The sequence below is a fragment of the Dechloromonas sp. CZR5 genome, from assembly GCF_008711155.1.
Classification (GTDB): domain Bacteria; phylum Pseudomonadota; class Gammaproteobacteria; order Burkholderiales; family Rhodocyclaceae; genus Azonexus.
Genome location: NZ_VUYQ01000002.1, coordinates 233457 through 247568 on the forward strand (window position 1 = coordinate 233457; position 14112 = coordinate 247568).

Sequence of the window (14112 nt, forward strand, 5' to 3'; positions counted from 1 at the left end):
TGATGGAGGTCGTTCATGCGTCGCTTTCTGCTCCTGGCCGGCCTTATGCTGTCCGCACTCACCGTTCATGCAGATGTGTGGATGGAGAAGAAAAAAACCACAGCCGGCTTCGAAGACACCCGCGAGACGGTGGTCACGGCCATCGAAAGCCGCGGCCTGGTCATCAATTACACAGCCCATATCGGCAGCATGCTGGAACGAACCGGTGTCGACCTGGGGGCCTCGCGGCGAATATTCGACCAGGCTCAGATCATCGAATTCTGTTCTGCCCGCCTTTCGCGCCAGATGATGGAGCTCGACCCGCACAACATCGTGCTCTGCCCCTTTGCCATTTCGATCTATACCCTGCCCGGCGAAACGGGCACCTGGGTCGCCTATCGCCGCCCCGCCGGCGCCGCCGCCGAACTGGTCGAACCGCTGCTCAAGTCGATAGCCGCCGAAGCCATGCAATAACCGGACGGGCGTTCAGGCCGCTTCCGTCGCGGCATCGATTCGCGCCAGCAAGCCGCTCAGCGCATGGCGCACCGACTGCTCGCGAACGGCTGCGCGATCTCCGGAAAAAAGCCGCGTCTGCGCCTCGCAACCTCCGTCACGCGACGCCCAGGCAAAGCAGACCGTCCCCACCGGCTTGTCGGCAGAGCCGCCGCTTGGCCCGGCAATACCGGTAATGGCCAGTGTCCAATCGGCAAGACTATGCTCGAGCGCGCCTTGCGCCATCGCTCTCGCCGTCGCTTCGGAAACTGCGCCGTGCCGAGCCAGGGTCGTCTCCGCAACGCCGAGCATGTCGCTTTTTGCAGCATTCGAATACGTGACGAAGCCGCGGTCGAACCACGCCGAACTACCCGCAATCGCCGTCAGCGTCTGGGCAACCCAGCCGCCGGTGCAGGACTCTGCCACAGCCACCGTAGCCCCCCGCTCAAGGAGCCTGTTTCCCAGACATTCAGCCAGTTTTTCGAGTTCATGCATGGCATGCATCGTAGCATGGGGATGTTTCGCGCTACCCGCCGGAATGAGCACCCGGTAGTTGCTGCCACATTGCCTCCCGGAGCAACAAATTCAAACCGCATATTCCATGGGAATTCAACGAAAGGCCGAAAGCGGAATAATTCCTTCTGCAACATTCTGTTACAGAAGGCTACGAAAGGACGACAGACGGAACGGGGTGGCGCCCCTAGAATTCAATTGTGCATTGAACCCCTCCTCTCGAAACTCCCCCTTTCGAGAAATTTACACCCCGCCGCTGGCGGGGTTTTTTTTGCTCCGCTACGCCGGGCCGTTATAATCGAGGTTTTATATCTAACGCACTGGGGTCTTCGGCATGGCTGAACAATATTCTTCCAAGGGCATAATGTGGAAAACGATTGGCGTAGCGGTTGTTCTGATCGCCATCATCTACCCGCTCACCAACAGAACCTTCAACTCGGCAGCCGATGCAGCCAAGGGCACCGACGAATCCGATGTTCGCATCCAGCCGGTCGCCAAGTTTGAATTGGCCAAGGCCGAAGCCGCTGCAGCCAGCGGTCCGCGCGATGGTGCCACCATCTACAACTCGGTTTGCGGTGCCTGCCACAACTCCGGCGCCGCCGGCGCACCGAAGATTGACGACAAGGGCGCCTGGGCGCCGCGTCTGGCCCAGGGCAAGGATGCCCTGATCAAGAGCGTGACCAACGGCAAGAACGCCATGCCGCCGAAGGGTGGCGCCACGCTGTCCGACGAGGAAATCAAGGGCGTCGTCGAATATGTGATGAGCAAAGCCAAGTAAGGCTTTCGGAATCACGACAAGGGAGGCTGCGGCCTCCCTTTTTCGTGGACACAAAAAGGCGCCCGCTTGGGGCGCCTCGACCGGACTGGCTTTTGGAGGGCCAGGTCGGCTTCTGCCGGAGTCGTTACTTCTTGGCAGCTTCGACGGCAGCAACCGGAGCCACCGACTCGGCAGCAACCGGCTTGGTGGTTTTCTTCGCCTTCTTCGCCGGCTTGGCGGCCGCCTTGGCTTCTTCCTTCTTCACGTCCGGAGCAGCGGCGACCGGCTTGGCTTCCGGCGTCTTGACCGCTTCGGCGACTTTGGGGGCCTCGGTCTTGACGACAGCGGCGGCGGCAGGTGCGGCAGCCTTCGCTTCGGTAACGGCCGGCTTGACGTCGGCGGCGTGGGCAATACCGAAGGATGCAGCGATGGCGATGGCGACGAGTTGCTTGATCATGTTGAATCTCCTGAGTGGTATTCGTTGGGTTTTGCACCGGCTTTGCGGAATCGCGCTGCCTTGTGCCGAATAACGCGGGCCATCGCAGCCCGGATGTCAGGAGGAAAGTAACCCGTTGTAACGCCGTATTACCGGGCCGTTAGCGCTTGTTTCCGGCAAGCATATCCAAAAGCCCCCCGGTACGCGCTTTGACCGTAGCCTTGTCTTCAACCGGCTTGGCATCCTTGCCGCCGGCGAAGCGCACGTCGTCGCGCCCCATTTCGTCGATAAAGCGCGACGGCTCGCAAGGGATGAATTCGCGCGCCTGCTTGCGCCGCTCGCAGTACGAAATGTTCAGGGTGCGCTGGGCACGGGTGATACCGACGTACATCAGGCGACGTTCTTCCTCGATCTTGCTCGGTTCGGTCGATTCGCGATGCGGCAGGATGCCCTCCTCGACGCCGACCAGGAAGACATGCGGATACTCCAGCCCTTTCGAGGCATGCAGGGTCGAAAGCTGCACGGCATCGACCTCTTCGTCGTTCTGCTTGTCGAGCATGTTGATCAGCGCAATGCTCTGCGTCAGCTCGATCAGCGTCTTGCCGTCGAGCTCGCCCTTTTTGTTGATCCAGTTGGCGAATTCGCAGACATTGGCCCACCGCGTCTGGGCTGCGCGTTCTTCCTCGTGGTCGTAGAGGTAGGTCTCGTAGTCGATGGCCTTGAGCAAATCGGGCAGCACGAGGTTGGCCGACTCGCGCCCGGCACGCTCCTGCATGCGGTTGATGAACTGCCCGAACTGGAGCAGCGGTTCGAGTTGACGCGGCGCAACGCGCGGCGCGAAGCCTTCCTCGAAGGCCGCTGCAAACAGCGAGATATGCCGCTCGCCGGCATAGGTGCCGAGCACCTGCAGGGTGGCCGCACCTATGCCGCGCTTGGGCGTGGTCGCGGCGCGGATGAAGGCCGGATCGTCGTCCTCGTTGGCCAGCAGGCGCAGGTAGGCGATGATGTCCTTGATCTCGGCCTTGTCGAAAAAGGATTTGCCACCGGACAACAGGTAGGGAATGCGATGGTCCCGCAGGTATTCCTCGAACATCCGCGCCTGGTGGTTGGAGCGATAGAGGATGGCGTAGTCCTTGAACTGGCTGCGCTGTTCAAAGCGGTGCGCCTGCAGCTTCATGACCACACCCTCGGCCTCGGCATCGTTGTCGCGATAGGTCGTGACGCTGATCTGCTCACCGTGGCCGTGCTCGGACCACAGCTTCTTGTCAAACAGCTTCTCGTTGTTGGCGATGACGTTGTTGGCCGCCTTCAGGATGCGCACCGTCGACCGGTAGTTCTGCTCGAGCTTGATGACCTTGAGGCTAGGAAATTCGGCGGGCAGCTTGCGCAGGTTGTCGATGTCGGCGCCACGCCAGCCGTAGATCGCCTGATCGTCGTCGCCGACCGCCGTAAACTGCGCGCGCACCCCGGTCAGCAGCTTGAGCAACTGGTACTGGCAGGCATTGGTATCCTGGTATTCGTCGACCAGCAGGTAGCGCAGGCGGTTCTGCCACTTGTCGGCGATGTCGTGATGTTCGGAGAAGAGCTTCACCGGCAGACCGATCAGGTCGTCGAAATCGACCGCCTGGTAGGCTTTCAGCGTCGCCTCGTAACTCAGATAGGCGTGTGCGGCCAGCTTCTGGTGCTCGTCACGCGCAAGGTGGCGCGCCGCTTCCGGGCTGACCAGCGCGTTCTTCCAGTTGGAGATCAGCGACTGCAGGATGCGGACGGTCGCCTTGTCCACCGTCCCCGCCGCCTCGCCCAGGATACCGGCGCAGTCGGCCGAGTCGAAGATGGAAAAGCGCGGCTTGTAGCCCAGCGCCTTGGCTTCCTCGCGCAGGATGCGCACGCCCAGCGAGTGGAAGGTGGAAATCTGCAAGTCGTTGGCCAGCGCCGGCGACAGGATCTTGCCGATACGCTCCTGCATTTCCTTGGCCGCCTTGTTGGTGAAGGTGATGGCGGCGATGTTCCGCGGCTGGAAGCCGCAATCCTGAACCAGATAGGCGATCTTCTGCGTGATCACCCGCGTCTTGCCGGAGCCGGCCCCGGCCAGCACCAGCAAGGGGCCGTCGAGGTAATGAATCGCTTCGCGCTGCTGGGGATTGAGACCGGACATGGTTCCTGGAAAAACAGAGCCCCGCTGGAGCGGGGCAGATCGAAGGCAATGCCCGGATTCTAACCCAGTCAGAAAAGTGACGTTGTTTCCCCGAGCCGTTGCATCACAAGAAACATCCGCTCAAGCCTTGTCATCCACACCGCACAGTTTCCGGGGGACGACATCGGACTTGACCAGATCTTCGAACGACTCCCCGAGCTCCGACAGTTGGGAGGCGACCTCGCGCGCTTCCTTCAGGAGTTGCTCACCACCATTGAATTCGCTGATGGCATTCGGGTCGATTTCAGCCAGCTCCTGGCGCAAGCTGCGCTGCCGGTCGCCCTCGATCCCCTCCAGCATCTCGACGCGACGAACAACCTCGCCCGCGGCCTGCCGAACACGGTCGACCGACTCTTGCGAGATACGCTGCGTGGTGGAAGACAGACGATGCAGTTTCATGGGGACTCCTAACCCCATTTACGTCATCGTCAAGCAAAGCTTTAGCCAGGGCTGCTGACGCTCAAAGCGCGCCGAAAACCTTCTTCAGCAAATCGCTACCGGCCCCGAGCGGATTTGCCCGCAGCTTCTTCTCTTCCTCGGCAATCATCAGGAACAGGCCGTCCATCGCCTTCTGCGTGACATAGCTGTCGATGTCGGCGTCCTTTTTGTCGATCAGGCCGGCACCGGCCGCCTTGCCGGCAAACTGGTTGTACTGCTCGGCCAGTTGCAGCTTGCCGGTTTCCTTCTTGACGATGGGCATGAACCTGGCCGTCAGCTGCTCGCTCGAGGTCCGCTTGAAGTATTGCGTCACGCTGTCGTCACCGCCCGTCAGGATGCCCTTGGCGTCCTGGACGCTCATTTTCTTGATCGAATCGACCAGCACCGGTTTGGCAACGGCAACCGCATTTTCGGCAGCGTGGTTCATGGTTTCGACCAGCTGCTCGGCCTGCTTGCCCAGTCCGAACATGCGCAGCGCCGACTCGGCCTTTTGCAGGTAGCCCGGCAACGGGATTTTCACCTTGTCGTTGCCGAGAAACCCGCCATTCCGGCCCAGCGAGGAAACTGCATAATCCGCCCCCTTGCTCAGCGCCTCCTTGACGCCGGCCGAAGCATCGCCGGTCGACACGGCATCCAGTGCCCCGGCTTGCACCAGGGTAGTGGCCAAGCTCACGAACAGGGCGAATACGGCTTTTGTCACATAACGCACGATGCGCTCCTCCGTGGAATCAGACAATGTCGAGATGACCGATCCCCGTGGTCAGGTCACGGTCCTTCGACTCCTTGCCGTGCAGCTTGATCTGCAGACGCAGGTCGTTCAGTGAGTCGGCGTTGCGCAGGGCATCCTCGTAAGTGATCTTGCCGGCCTCGTAGAGGTCGAACAGCGCCTGGTCGAAGGTCTGCATCCCGAGTTCGCGGGATTTTTTCATGATCTCCTTGATCTCGTGCACTTCACCCTTGAAGATCAGGTCGGAAATCAGCGGCGAATTGAGCATCACTTCAATCGCTGCCACGCGGCCCTTGCCGTCCTTCTTGGGAATCAGGCGCTGCGAGACCATGGCGCGCAGGTTGAGCGACAGGTCCATCAGCAGTTGCTGGCGACGCTCTTCCGGGAAGAAGTTGATGATGCGGTCGATGGCCTGGTTGGCACTGTTGGCATGCAGGGTCGCCAGAGCCAGGTGACCGGTTTCGGCGAAGGCGATGGCGTAGTCCATGGTATTGCGATCGCGGATTTCGCCCATCAGGATGACATCGGGCGCCTGACGCAGCGTGTTCTTCAGCGCCGGACCCCAGTCATCGGTATCGACACCGACTTCGCGCTGCGTGACGATGCAGTTCTTGTGCTCGTGCACATATTCAATCGGGTCTTCGATGGTAATGATGTGGCCGTACGAATTTTCGTTGCGGTAATCGACCACGGCCGCCAGTGATGTCGTCTTGCCAGTGCCGGTGCCGCCGACGAAGATGATCAGGCCGCGCTTGGTCATCGCCAGGTCCTTGAGGACCGGCGGCAGCTGCAAGTCATCAAGCGTCGGGATGGTCATGTTGATCGTCCGGCACACAACGCCGACGCGCCCTTGCTGGACCAATGCATTGACCCGGAAGCGCCCGATGCCGGCCGGCGAAATGGCGAAATTGCACTCCCTGGTCGCTTCGAACTCGGCTGCCTGACGGTCGTTCATGATCGAACGGGCCAGTTCCGCCGTGTGCTGCGAGGTGAGCACCTGGTTGGAAACCGGTGTGATCTTGCCGTCAATCTTGATCGCTGGCGGGAAACCGGCGGTAATGAAAAGATCGGAGCCTTTCTTCTGCGCCATCAGGCGCAGAAGATCGTGCATGAATTTCATTGCCTGGTCGCGTTCCATACCTTCCTCTCGTTTGTTCTTTCAAGCCCCGGATCAAGCCGGGAAGGAATCCTTGTTGGCGGCACGGAAGCGCGCCTCGGCGCTCGACACGACATTGCGCCGCACCAGATCGATCAGGTTCTGGTCCAGCGTCTGCATGCCGAAATTCTGGCCGGTCTGGATCGCCGAGTACATCTGCGCGATCTTGTTCTCTCGGATCAGGTTGCGGATGGCCGGGGTGCCGATCATGATCTCGTGCGCAGCGACGCGGCCGGTGCCATCCTTGGTCTTGAGCAGGGTCTGCGAAATGACCGCGCGCAGCGACTCGGACAGCATGGCACGCACCATTTCCTTTTCGGCCGCTGGGAAGACATCGACCACGCGGTCCACCGTCTTGGCCGCTGACGAGGTGTGCAAGGTACCGAACACCAGGTGGCCCGTCTCGGCTGCGGTCAGCGCCAGGCGGATGGTTTCCAGATCGCGCATTTCGCCGACGAGGATCACGTCCGGGTCTTCACGCAGCGCCGAGCGCAGGGCATTGGCAAAAGACAGTGTATGCGGGCCGACTTCGCGCTGGTTGATCAGGCATTTCTTGGCCTCGTGCACGAATTCGATCGGATCCTCGACCGTCAGGATATGGCCGTAGTCATTCTCGTTGATATGGTTGACCATGCCGGCCAGCGTCGTCGACTTGCCCGAGCCGGTCGGCCCGGTGACGAGCACGATACCGCGCGGGTATTCACAGATTTCCCTGAATATCTTGGGCGCATTGAGCTCTTCCAGCGTCAGCACTTTGGACGGAATGGTCCGGAATACTGCACCGGCGCCCCGATGCTGGTTGAAGGCATTGACGCGAAAACGCGCCAGATTGGGAATTTCGAAGGAAAAATCGCATTCCAGTGTTTCTTCATACACCTTGCGCTGGCCGTCGTTCATGATGTCGTACACCATGCCGTGCACATCCTTGTGCTCCATGGCCGGCAGGTTGATGCGACGCACGTCGCCATGGACGCGGATCATCGGCGGCAGGCCGGAAGACAGATGAAGGTCGGAGGCCTTGTTCTTGACACTGAAGGCCAGCAGTTCGGTGATGTCCATGCGGATCGTCCTCGGCGCGCGTGTATACTTTGAATTGTTGTTAATTCCTAATGGATTATGAGCGCAATCGCCGACAACCTGCAAGCCGTCCAGGCCCGCATTTCCAAAGCAGCAGCGGCTGTCGGCCGTTCACCGGAATCGATCCGCCTGCTGGCAGTGAGCAAGACCTGGCCGCTTTCCTGCGTGGTCGATGCCGCCGAGGCGGGACAGCGTGCCTTCGGTGAAAACTACGTGCAGGAAGGTATCGACAAGATCGCTTCGATCTCCGGGCGCAATCTTGAATGGCACTTCATCGGCCCGCTGCAAAGCAACAAGACCAAGCCGGTCGCCGAGCATTTCGATTGGGTGCATTCGATCGAACGCCTGAAAATTGCCGAACGACTGTCAGCACAACGCCCTGCCTATCTGCCCCCCTTGCAGGTCTGCGTCCAGGTCAACGTCTCCGGCGAAGCCAGCAAGAGCGGCTGCTCACCCGACGAAGCCCTTGCGCTCTGCCGTTCCGTCGCTGCCTTGCCTGGCCTGCAGCTGCGCGGACTGATGGCCATTCCCGAACCGGTCGACGATCCGCAGGCCCAGCACCGGCCGTTCCGGCAACTGCGCCAGCTCTGCGAACAGATACGGGCGGCCGGCCTGCCGCTCGACACACTCTCCATGGGCATGTCCCACGATCTTGAAGCCGCCGTTGCCGAAGGAGCGACCATCGTTCGCATCGGCACGGCCATTTTTGGTGAAAGAAACTACGCATGAAAATCGTTTTCCTCGGCGGCGGCAACATGGCCAACGCTCTGATCGGCGGCATGGTCAAGCAAGGCTTCGCCGCTACCGACATTGATGTCATCGACCTCGGCGCCGAAGCCCGCGCCAGGCTGACCGACAGCTATGGCGTCACCTGCCATGCCAGCGCCGACAGCGTTCCGGCCGCCCCCGACATCCTGGTGCTGGCCGTCAAGCCGCAGCAAATGAAGGAAGCCGTCGCACCGCTCGTTTCCAAGCTCGGCAACACGCTGGTCATCAGCATCGCCGCCGGACTCGACATGGCCGCGCTATCGCGCTGGCTCGGCGGCCATCGCCAGATCGTCCGCTGCATGCCCAATACGCCGGCACTGATCGGCGCCGGCATCACCGGGCTGTGCGCCTTGCCCGAAGTGAGCGCTGACCAATGCGCCGCGGCCGACCGCGTACTGAAGACTGTCGGCACCACTGTCTGGATTGCCGACGAAGCGCAGATCGATGGCGTCACCGCCATTTCCGGCAGCGGCCCGGCCTACGTCTTCCTGTTCATCGAAGCCCTGCAGCAGGCTGCCGCCGACCTCGGCTTCACGCCGGAACAGGGCCGCCAGCTGGCCATCGAAACCGTCCAAGGCGCCGCCGCGCTGGCTGCCCAATCCACCGAACCGGCATCCACCCTGCGCGAGCGTGTCACTTCCAAAGGCGGCACCACCGAGGCTGCGCTAACGGTAATGGCCGAAAGAGGCGTCAAGGAAGGCATCGTCGCTGGCTGCAAGGCCGCCGAAGCCCGTGGCCAGGAGCTTGGCAAGATGCTGGGAGCCGGCTGATGCAAGCCATCGCCTTTCTGCTCGATGCCGTCGCCAGCTTTTTCTGCACGCTTTTCCTGCTGCGCTTCATGATGCAAGCCATGCGCGTATCGTTCGCCGGGCAGATCGGCGATTTCGTCGTCAAGCTGACCAACTGGGCGGTCAAGCCGCTGCGCGGCCTGATTCCGGGCTTCGGCGGCTTCGACTGGGCCAGCCTGATCGCCGCACTGGCCGTGCAGCTGCTGCTCTCCGGCCTCGTCATCGGCCTTGTCGGCCCGGCCATCAGCAACGATGTCGGCACCCTTGGCCTGATGATCCTCTGGTTCGCCGCCAAGGCCCTGCTCCGCCTTGCCGTCTATATCCTGATCGGCGCATTGATCCTGCAAGCCGTGCTGTCATGGATCAATCCCTACTCGCCGCTGGCGGCACCGGCCTACCAGCTGACGCGCCCCATCCTCGATCCCATCCGCCGCATCCTGCCGACCATCTCCGGCATCGATCTGTCACCACTGGTCGCCATCCTGCTCCTGCAGGTCGCCCTGATGTTCCTGTGAGCGATTGGTATCGGGTGGCCGGCGACGGTCGCATCACCTTGACCCTGCATATCCAGCCCGGCGCCAGGAAGACCGAATTCGCCGGGCTGCACGGCGATGCCCTGAAGATTCGTCTTGCCGCCCCACCGGTGGACGGCAAGGCCAACGAGGCCCTGCTGAAATTCATTGCCGACACGTTGGGCATGGCCAAAACAGCCGTCAGCCTGAAAAGCGGCAGTACATCGCGACGCAAGGTGCTGGAGCTTAAGGGAGTCGATCGCGCCGCCATTGAGACACTCGCCTCGCAACACTGACACCGGCAACGACACCCTACCCTCCATAAGAGGAACGACTCGTCCGTATTCGCCGCACCCTGCTCGTCAGCTTCATGGCAGGTTCATATGGATAATTCGTCAATGCAAGCTTGAAATTGAGTTTGTCTCTTCCAGAACTTTTTTACCCCACAAAGTTAATTCTTTGTGGGGTTTTCTTTTTCCGGCCCGCTCAATTTCCGCAAACGAACAATGCTTTAAATGCAAAACGGCGGAGAAGTCCGCCGTTTTGCATTGGGAGCGCCTGCTGTGGTCAGGCTCAATAAACCACGCGTCCACCGACCAGCGTCGACGTGACTTTGCCGGTCATCATGTAGCCCTGCCATGGCGAATTTTTCCCGCGGCTCTTCAGGGATTCGGGCGTCAGCTGCCACGTGGCATCCGGGTCGAAAACGCACACGTCGGCGGTTGCCCCGACGGCCAGATGGCCCGCGTTCAAACCAAGAACCCCGGCGGGTGCGGCGGTAATGCGAGCGAGCGCGGCGGGCAGGTCAAGCTTGGCAGCCTCCGCCCAGCGCAGCGTCAGCGGCAGCAGAACCTCAAGGCCGGTGGCACCCGGCTTGGCTTCACCAAAAGGCAGCAGTTTGTCATCGGCCCCGACCGGCGTGTGGTCGGAACAGATGGCCGCCCAGCCCGCCACGACGGCATCGGAAAGCGCCTGTCGGTCGTTCTGGGTGCGCAGCGGTGGAGAAAAGCGGGCATGCGTATTGAAGTAGCCGATATCGTTTTCGGTCAGCAGCAAGTGATGCACGCCGACATCACAGGTAATCGGCAGATTGTCGTGCTGGGCACGATGCACCAGTTGCATGCCGGCGGCTGACGAGATACGGGTGAGGTGCACGCGGCAGCCGGTGATCCGTACCAGCTGGATGATCGTGCCGATGGCGATGGTTTCGGCGGCAAGCGGGATACCGGCCAGGCCGAGACGGCTGGCGACTTCGCCTTCGTGCGCAATGCCGTTGCGCGACAGCCAGTAGTCCTGCGGCTGCAGCCAGACGGCAAAACCGAAGGTCGTTGCGTACTCCATGGCGCGCAGCAGGGCCTCGGTATCGACGACCGCCCGATTGGCTTGTGAGAAGGCGATACAGCCGGCCTTCTTGAGGCCGGCCAGTTCGGCCAGGCGCTCGCCGTTGAGCCCCAGGGTCAGGGCACCGAGCGGCAGGACGCGTGCCTTGCCGATCTCGTCGCCGCGATGGACGAGGCGATCGGCCAGCTCCGGCTCATCAAGCGGCGGGTCGGCATCGGGCGGCACGACAACGCTGGTCACCCCACCTGCAACGGCGGCAGCCAGTTCGGCCTCGATCGAGTTCAGGCGGGCACCGAGGTCGATCAAACCGGGGCAGACGACGCAGCCGGTGGCATCGATGGTCCGATCAGCGACGAAGCCGGCCGGCGTCTGCCCCAGGCCGATGATCGTTCCTTCGGCAACGAACAGAGAGGTGTTGCTGCGGTCGACGCCGTTCTTCGGATCGATGACGCGGCCGTTCTTGATTTCGATATTCATATGATCAGTTCCCCGCAACGATGCTCATGACGGCCATGCGGACCGCGATGCCAAAAGTGACCTGGGGCAGGATGACGGCCTGCTCGCCGTCGGCCACGGCGGAGTGGATTTCGACGCCCCGGTTCATCGGCCCCGGATGCATCACGATGGCGTCCGGCTTGGCCAGCGCCAGCTTCTGCGGCGTCAGACCGTAATGGCGGAAGTATTCGCCGGCCGAAGGCAGCAGGGCGCCGTTCATCCGTTCGTTCTGCAAGCGCAGCATGATGATCACGTCGACATCCTTGAGGCCTTCGTTCATGTCATGGAAAACATGCACGCCGAGCTTGTCGAGATGCTTGGGCAGCAGGGTTTCCGGGCCGATGGCGCGGACTTCCGGGACGCCCAGCGTGGTCAGCGCATGAATGTCGGAACGGGCGACGCGCGAATGCAGGATGTCGCCGACGATGGCCACGCGCAATTGCGTGAAATCCTTCTTGTAGTGGCGGATGGTGTACATGTCGAGCAGGCCCTGCGTCGGATGGGCATGGCGCCCGTCGCCGGCATTGACCACATGCACGTCGTCGCGGCCGATGCGCCGCAGGTGCTCGGTAATCAGGAAAGGAGCACCGCTCGAGGCATGGCGCACGACGAACAGGTTGGCGTGCATGGCCACCAGATTGTCGATGGTGTCGAGCAGGGTTTCGCCCTTGGCCGTCGACGATTTGTTGATGTCGAGGTTGATGACGTCGGCCGACAGGCGCTTGGCGGCGATCTCGAAGGTGGTGCGGGTGCGCGTGGAATTCTCGAAGAACAGGTTGAAGACACTCTTCCCGCGCAGCAGCGGCACCTTCTTCACGTCACGCGCCGACACCTCCATGAAGGATGCGGCCGTATCGAGAATCTGGGTCAGAATACGTTGCGGCAAGCCCTCGATCGAGAGCAGGTGGGTCAGATCGCCATCCTTGTTCAACTGCGGGTTATACATGTTCCAGCCTCCAGGCAAGTTGGGCACCATCCTTGCGCTCGAGAACCAGGTTCTGGCCATCGCCGAGCGGGACATCCCAGATTCCGTAGGTCGCTGCCACCGGTAACTCGCGGCCGCCGCGGTCGGCCAGCACGGCCAGTTCGACAGCAGCCGGACGGCCGTAGTCGAACAGTTCGTTGATGGCGGCCCGCGTCGTGCGGCCGGTGTAGAGCACGTCATCGACCAGGATGATGTGGCGGCCTTCGACATCGAACGGGATGACGGTCGGCCGGCACTGCGGATGCAGACCTTTTTCGGAAAAATCGTCGCGATAGAAGGAAACGTCGATCAGGCCGATATCGTCTGCCAGGCCGAGCAGTTCCTTGAGCCGCTCGGCAATCCACGCGCCGCCGCTATAGATGCCGACCAGCGCCGGGTTCTTGGAGAGTTGCGGACGGATCAGGTCGGCCAGCTGGCGACACTGGGCCTCGGCATCAGGCAGAGGGTTGGGTAGGGATGGCATGCTGCGAACTTTCGAACCAGGTTTGGAGAATGAGTTGTGCCGCCACGGCATCGAGCAGCGGCTTGGCGGTCTTGCTGTTGCGACCGGTTTCGCGCAAACGGGCCTCGGCATCGAGCGAAGTCAGCCGCTCGTCGGCATAGGCAACCGGCAAATTGAAACGGCGGACCAGTCGTTCGCCGAATTTGCCGGCGAGACGGGTCATTTCATGCGGGGTACCGTCGGCATGGGTCGGCAGGCCGACCACCAGTTGCTCGGGTTGCCATTCGGCGATGAGTTTGCCGATAGCGGCAAAACGGTCGTCGTTCGATTCGGCATGGATCACGGTCAGCGGATGGGCGCTGCCCAGCGATGTCTCGCCGGTGGCGACGCCGATACGCTTCTCGCCAAAGTCGAACGCGAGGACTGTGCCCATCAGCGACCGAATCCGATCATGCGTGCCCTGCCACGTCCGAGAGCTGGGTAAAGCTGATGCCCAGCTTCTGCATCGCGGCCGGCAGGCGCTCCTCCGGCGGCAAATCGAACAGGATGCTGGCTTTCGCCGGTACGGTCAGCCAGGAATTCTGCGCCAGTTCATCCTCGAGCTGGCCGGCATCCCAGCCAGCATAGCCCAGCGAAATGAGGATTTCGGAGGGCAGGCCGTCCTTGCCGACGGAACTGAGCACGTCGCGCGAACTGGTCAGCCCGACGTCGCCGTTGACCGCCAGCGTCGATTGCCAGTGCCCGACCGGACGATGCAGCACGAATCCGCGGTCCAGCTGTACCGGCCCGCCGAAATAGACCGGCAGGTTGGCCAGGCTTTCCGCCTCCAGCTTGATGTCGATTTTTTCGAACAACCCGGCCACGTTCATGTCGATCGGCCGATTGACGATGATACCCAAGGCCCCATTCTCGTTATGTTCGCAAACATAGACGAGGGTGTTGGAAAAATAGGGATCTTCCAGCGCCGGCATGGCGATCAGGAAGTGGTCGGTCAGGTTGACGTTGTCCATAA

At 61.6% G+C, this 14112-nt stretch carries 18 protein-coding genes; 6 read left to right on the forward strand and 12 right to left on the reverse strand.

Annotated features, from left to right (window positions below; translation table 11 throughout):
* The first annotated feature begins 15 nt into the window (after nucleotides 1–15).
* A complete protein-coding gene (locus tag F1002_RS06165; protein WP_150428142.1) occupies nucleotides 16–453 on the forward strand; it encodes a DUF302 domain-containing protein in 438 nt (145 codons plus the stop codon).
* 12 nt (nucleotides 454–465) lie between these two features.
* On the opposite strand, the gene pncC is transcribed toward F1002_RS06165, so the two are convergent.
* Nucleotides 466–966 carry a nicotinamide-nucleotide amidase gene (pncC, locus tag F1002_RS06170; RefSeq protein WP_150428143.1) on the reverse strand — a complete coding sequence of 167 codons (501 nt, stop codon included), beginning with the start codon at nucleotides 964–966 and terminating at the stop codon, nucleotides 466–468.
* 382 nt (nucleotides 967–1348) lie between these two features.
* Here pncC and F1002_RS06175 point away from each other — a divergent pair, with 382 nt between their 5' ends.
* Entirely contained in the window at nucleotides 1349–1762 is a 414-nt protein-coding gene (locus tag F1002_RS06175) for a cytochrome c5 family protein (protein WP_223879488.1), read from the forward strand.
* Nucleotides 1763–1886: 124 nt separating this feature from the next.
* On the opposite strand, the gene F1002_RS06180 is transcribed toward F1002_RS06175, so the two are convergent.
* The 6 genes from F1002_RS06180 to F1002_RS06205 all read right to left on the reverse strand — a co-directional run bounded on the left by F1002_RS06180 (nucleotide 1887) and on the right by F1002_RS06205 (nucleotide 7751).
* A complete protein-coding gene (locus F1002_RS06180; RefSeq protein ID WP_150428145.1) occupies nucleotides 1887–2198 on the reverse strand; it encodes a hypothetical protein in 312 nt (103 codons plus the stop codon).
* 139 nt (nucleotides 2199–2337) lie between these two features.
* Nucleotides 2338–4332, reverse strand: coding sequence for a UvrD-helicase domain-containing protein (locus tag F1002_RS06185; RefSeq protein WP_150428146.1), 1995 nt, complete (start codon nucleotides 4330–4332; stop codon nucleotides 2338–2340).
* A 120-nt stretch (nucleotides 4333–4452) separates the two neighbouring features.
* Nucleotides 4453–4770 carry a hypothetical protein gene (locus F1002_RS06190; RefSeq protein WP_150428147.1) on the reverse strand — a complete coding sequence of 106 codons (318 nt, stop codon included), beginning with the start codon at nucleotides 4768–4770 and terminating at the stop codon, nucleotides 4453–4455.
* Between the two features lie 61 nt (nucleotides 4771–4831).
* Nucleotides 4832–5518 carry a DUF4197 domain-containing protein gene (locus tag F1002_RS06195; protein ID WP_150428148.1) on the reverse strand — a complete coding sequence of 229 codons (687 nt, stop codon included), beginning with the start codon at nucleotides 5516–5518 and terminating at the stop codon, nucleotides 4832–4834.
* Between the two features lie 19 nt (nucleotides 5519–5537).
* Nucleotides 5538–6674, reverse strand: a complete 1137-nt coding sequence (locus F1002_RS06200) for a PilT/PilU family type 4a pilus ATPase (protein WP_150428149.1) — start codon at nucleotides 6672–6674, stop codon at nucleotides 5538–5540.
* Nucleotides 6675–6707: 33 nt separating this feature from the next.
* Nucleotides 6708–7751 (reverse strand): type IV pilus twitching motility protein PilT, encoded by a 1044-nt coding sequence (locus tag F1002_RS06205; RefSeq protein ID WP_150428150.1) that lies wholly within the window; start codon nucleotides 7749–7751, stop codon nucleotides 6708–6710.
* A gap of 57 nt (nucleotides 7752–7808) precedes the next feature.
* Between F1002_RS06205 and F1002_RS06210 the strand changes: the two genes are divergently transcribed.
* Genes F1002_RS06210 through F1002_RS06225 form a run of 4 tightly spaced genes read left to right on the forward strand, consistent with a single transcriptional unit; the run spans nucleotide 7809 to nucleotide 10133 of the window.
* A complete protein-coding gene (locus F1002_RS06210; RefSeq protein ID WP_150428151.1) occupies nucleotides 7809–8498 on the forward strand; it encodes a YggS family pyridoxal phosphate-dependent enzyme in 690 nt (229 codons plus the stop codon).
* Entirely contained in the window at nucleotides 8495–9307 is an 813-nt protein-coding gene (gene proC / locus F1002_RS06215; RefSeq protein ID WP_150428152.1) for a pyrroline-5-carboxylate reductase, read from the forward strand. The genes F1002_RS06210 and proC overlap by 4 nt, the downstream gene beginning before the upstream one ends.
* Nucleotides 9307–9840, forward strand: a complete 534-nt coding sequence (locus tag F1002_RS06220) for a YggT family protein (protein ID WP_150428153.1) — start codon at nucleotides 9307–9309, stop codon at nucleotides 9838–9840. Before proC ends, F1002_RS06220 begins: the two co-directional genes overlap by 1 nt.
* Nucleotides 9837–10133, forward strand: coding sequence for a DUF167 domain-containing protein (locus tag F1002_RS06225; RefSeq protein ID WP_150428154.1), 297 nt, complete (start codon nucleotides 9837–9839; stop codon nucleotides 10131–10133). The genes F1002_RS06220 and F1002_RS06225 overlap by 4 nt, the downstream gene beginning before the upstream one ends.
* Before the next feature lie 277 nt (nucleotides 10134–10410).
* Here F1002_RS06225 and F1002_RS06230 read toward each other — a convergent pair whose 3' ends face one another.
* The 5 genes from F1002_RS06230 to F1002_RS06250 are packed head-to-tail and all read right to left on the reverse strand — an operon-like array spanning nucleotide 10411 to nucleotide 14110.
* Complete coding sequence (locus tag F1002_RS06230; protein ID WP_150428155.1) at nucleotides 10411–11655, reverse strand: dihydroorotase; 1245 nt, start codon at nucleotides 11653–11655, stop codon at nucleotides 10411–10413.
* A gap of 4 nt (nucleotides 11656–11659) precedes the next feature.
* Nucleotides 11660–12619 (reverse strand): aspartate carbamoyltransferase catalytic subunit, encoded by a 960-nt coding sequence (locus tag F1002_RS06235; RefSeq protein WP_150428156.1) that lies wholly within the window; start codon nucleotides 12617–12619, stop codon nucleotides 11660–11662.
* On the reverse strand, nucleotides 12612–13121 hold the full coding sequence (gene pyrR / locus F1002_RS06240; protein ID WP_150428157.1) for a bifunctional pyr operon transcriptional regulator/uracil phosphoribosyltransferase PyrR: 510 nt from the start codon (nucleotides 13119–13121) through the stop codon (nucleotides 12612–12614). Before pyrR ends, F1002_RS06235 begins: the two co-directional genes overlap by 8 nt.
* The gene (gene ruvX, locus F1002_RS06245) at nucleotides 13093–13533 is read right to left on the reverse strand and encodes a Holliday junction resolvase RuvX (RefSeq protein WP_150428158.1); all 441 of its coding nucleotides are present in this window, start codon (nucleotides 13531–13533) and stop codon (nucleotides 13093–13095) included. The genes pyrR and ruvX overlap by 29 nt, the downstream gene beginning before the upstream one ends.
* 16 nt (nucleotides 13534–13549) lie before the next feature.
* Complete coding sequence (locus F1002_RS06250; RefSeq protein WP_150428159.1) at nucleotides 13550–14110, reverse strand: YqgE/AlgH family protein; 561 nt, start codon at nucleotides 14108–14110, stop codon at nucleotides 13550–13552.
* Nucleotides 14111–14112: the final 2 nt, after the last annotated feature.

Excerpts from the sequence above, each read along its gene's own strand:
- F1002_RS06190 (WP_150428147.1), bottom strand. The coding sequence starts at position 4,770 with ATGAAACTGCATCGTCTGTCTTCCACCACGCAGCGTATCTCGCAAGAG.
- F1002_RS06185 (WP_150428146.1), bottom strand. The coding sequence starts at position 4,332 with ATGTCCGGTCTCAATCCCCAGCAGCGCGAAGCGATTCATTACCTCGAC.
- F1002_RS06210 (WP_150428151.1), top strand. The coding sequence starts at position 7,809 with ATGAGCGCAATCGCCGACAACCTGCAAGCCGTCCAGGCCCGCATTTCC.
- F1002_RS06180 (WP_150428145.1), bottom strand. The coding sequence starts at position 2,198 with ATGATCAAGCAACTCGTCGCCATCGCCATCGCTGCATCCTTCGGTATT.
- F1002_RS06230 (WP_150428155.1), bottom strand. The coding sequence starts at position 11,655 with ATGAATATCGAAATCAAGAACGGCCGCGTCATCGATCCGAAGAACGGC.
- F1002_RS06165 (WP_150428142.1), top strand. The coding sequence starts at position 16 with ATGCGTCGCTTTCTGCTCCTGGCCGGCCTTATGCTGTCCGCACTCACC.
- F1002_RS06205 (WP_150428150.1), bottom strand. The coding sequence starts at position 7,751 with ATGGACATCACCGAACTGCTGGCCTTCAGTGTCAAGAACAAGGCCTCC.
- proC (WP_150428152.1), top strand. The coding sequence starts at position 8,495 with ATGAAAATCGTTTTCCTCGGCGGCGGCAACATGGCCAACGCTCTGATC.
- F1002_RS06220 (WP_150428153.1), top strand. The coding sequence starts at position 9,307 with ATGCAAGCCATCGCCTTTCTGCTCGATGCCGTCGCCAGCTTTTTCTGC.
- F1002_RS06200 (WP_150428149.1), bottom strand. The coding sequence starts at position 6,674 with ATGGAACGCGACCAGGCAATGAAATTCATGCACGATCTTCTGCGCCTG.
- pncC (WP_150428143.1), bottom strand. The coding sequence starts at position 966 with ATGCATGAACTCGAAAAACTGGCTGAATGTCTGGGAAACAGGCTCCTT.
- pyrR (WP_150428157.1), bottom strand. The coding sequence starts at position 13,121 with ATGCCATCCCTACCCAACCCTCTGCCTGATGCCGAGGCCCAGTGTCGC.
- F1002_RS06250 (WP_150428159.1), bottom strand. The coding sequence starts at position 14,110 with ATGGACAACGTCAACCTGACCGACCACTTCCTGATCGCCATGCCGGCG.
- F1002_RS06235 (WP_150428156.1), bottom strand. The coding sequence starts at position 12,619 with ATGTATAACCCGCAGTTGAACAAGGATGGCGATCTGACCCACCTGCTC.
- ruvX (WP_150428158.1), bottom strand. The coding sequence starts at position 13,533 with ATGGGCACAGTCCTCGCGTTCGACTTTGGCGAGAAGCGTATCGGCGTC.
- F1002_RS06175 (WP_223879488.1), top strand. The coding sequence starts at position 1,349 with ATGTGGAAAACGATTGGCGTAGCGGTTGTTCTGATCGCCATCATCTAC.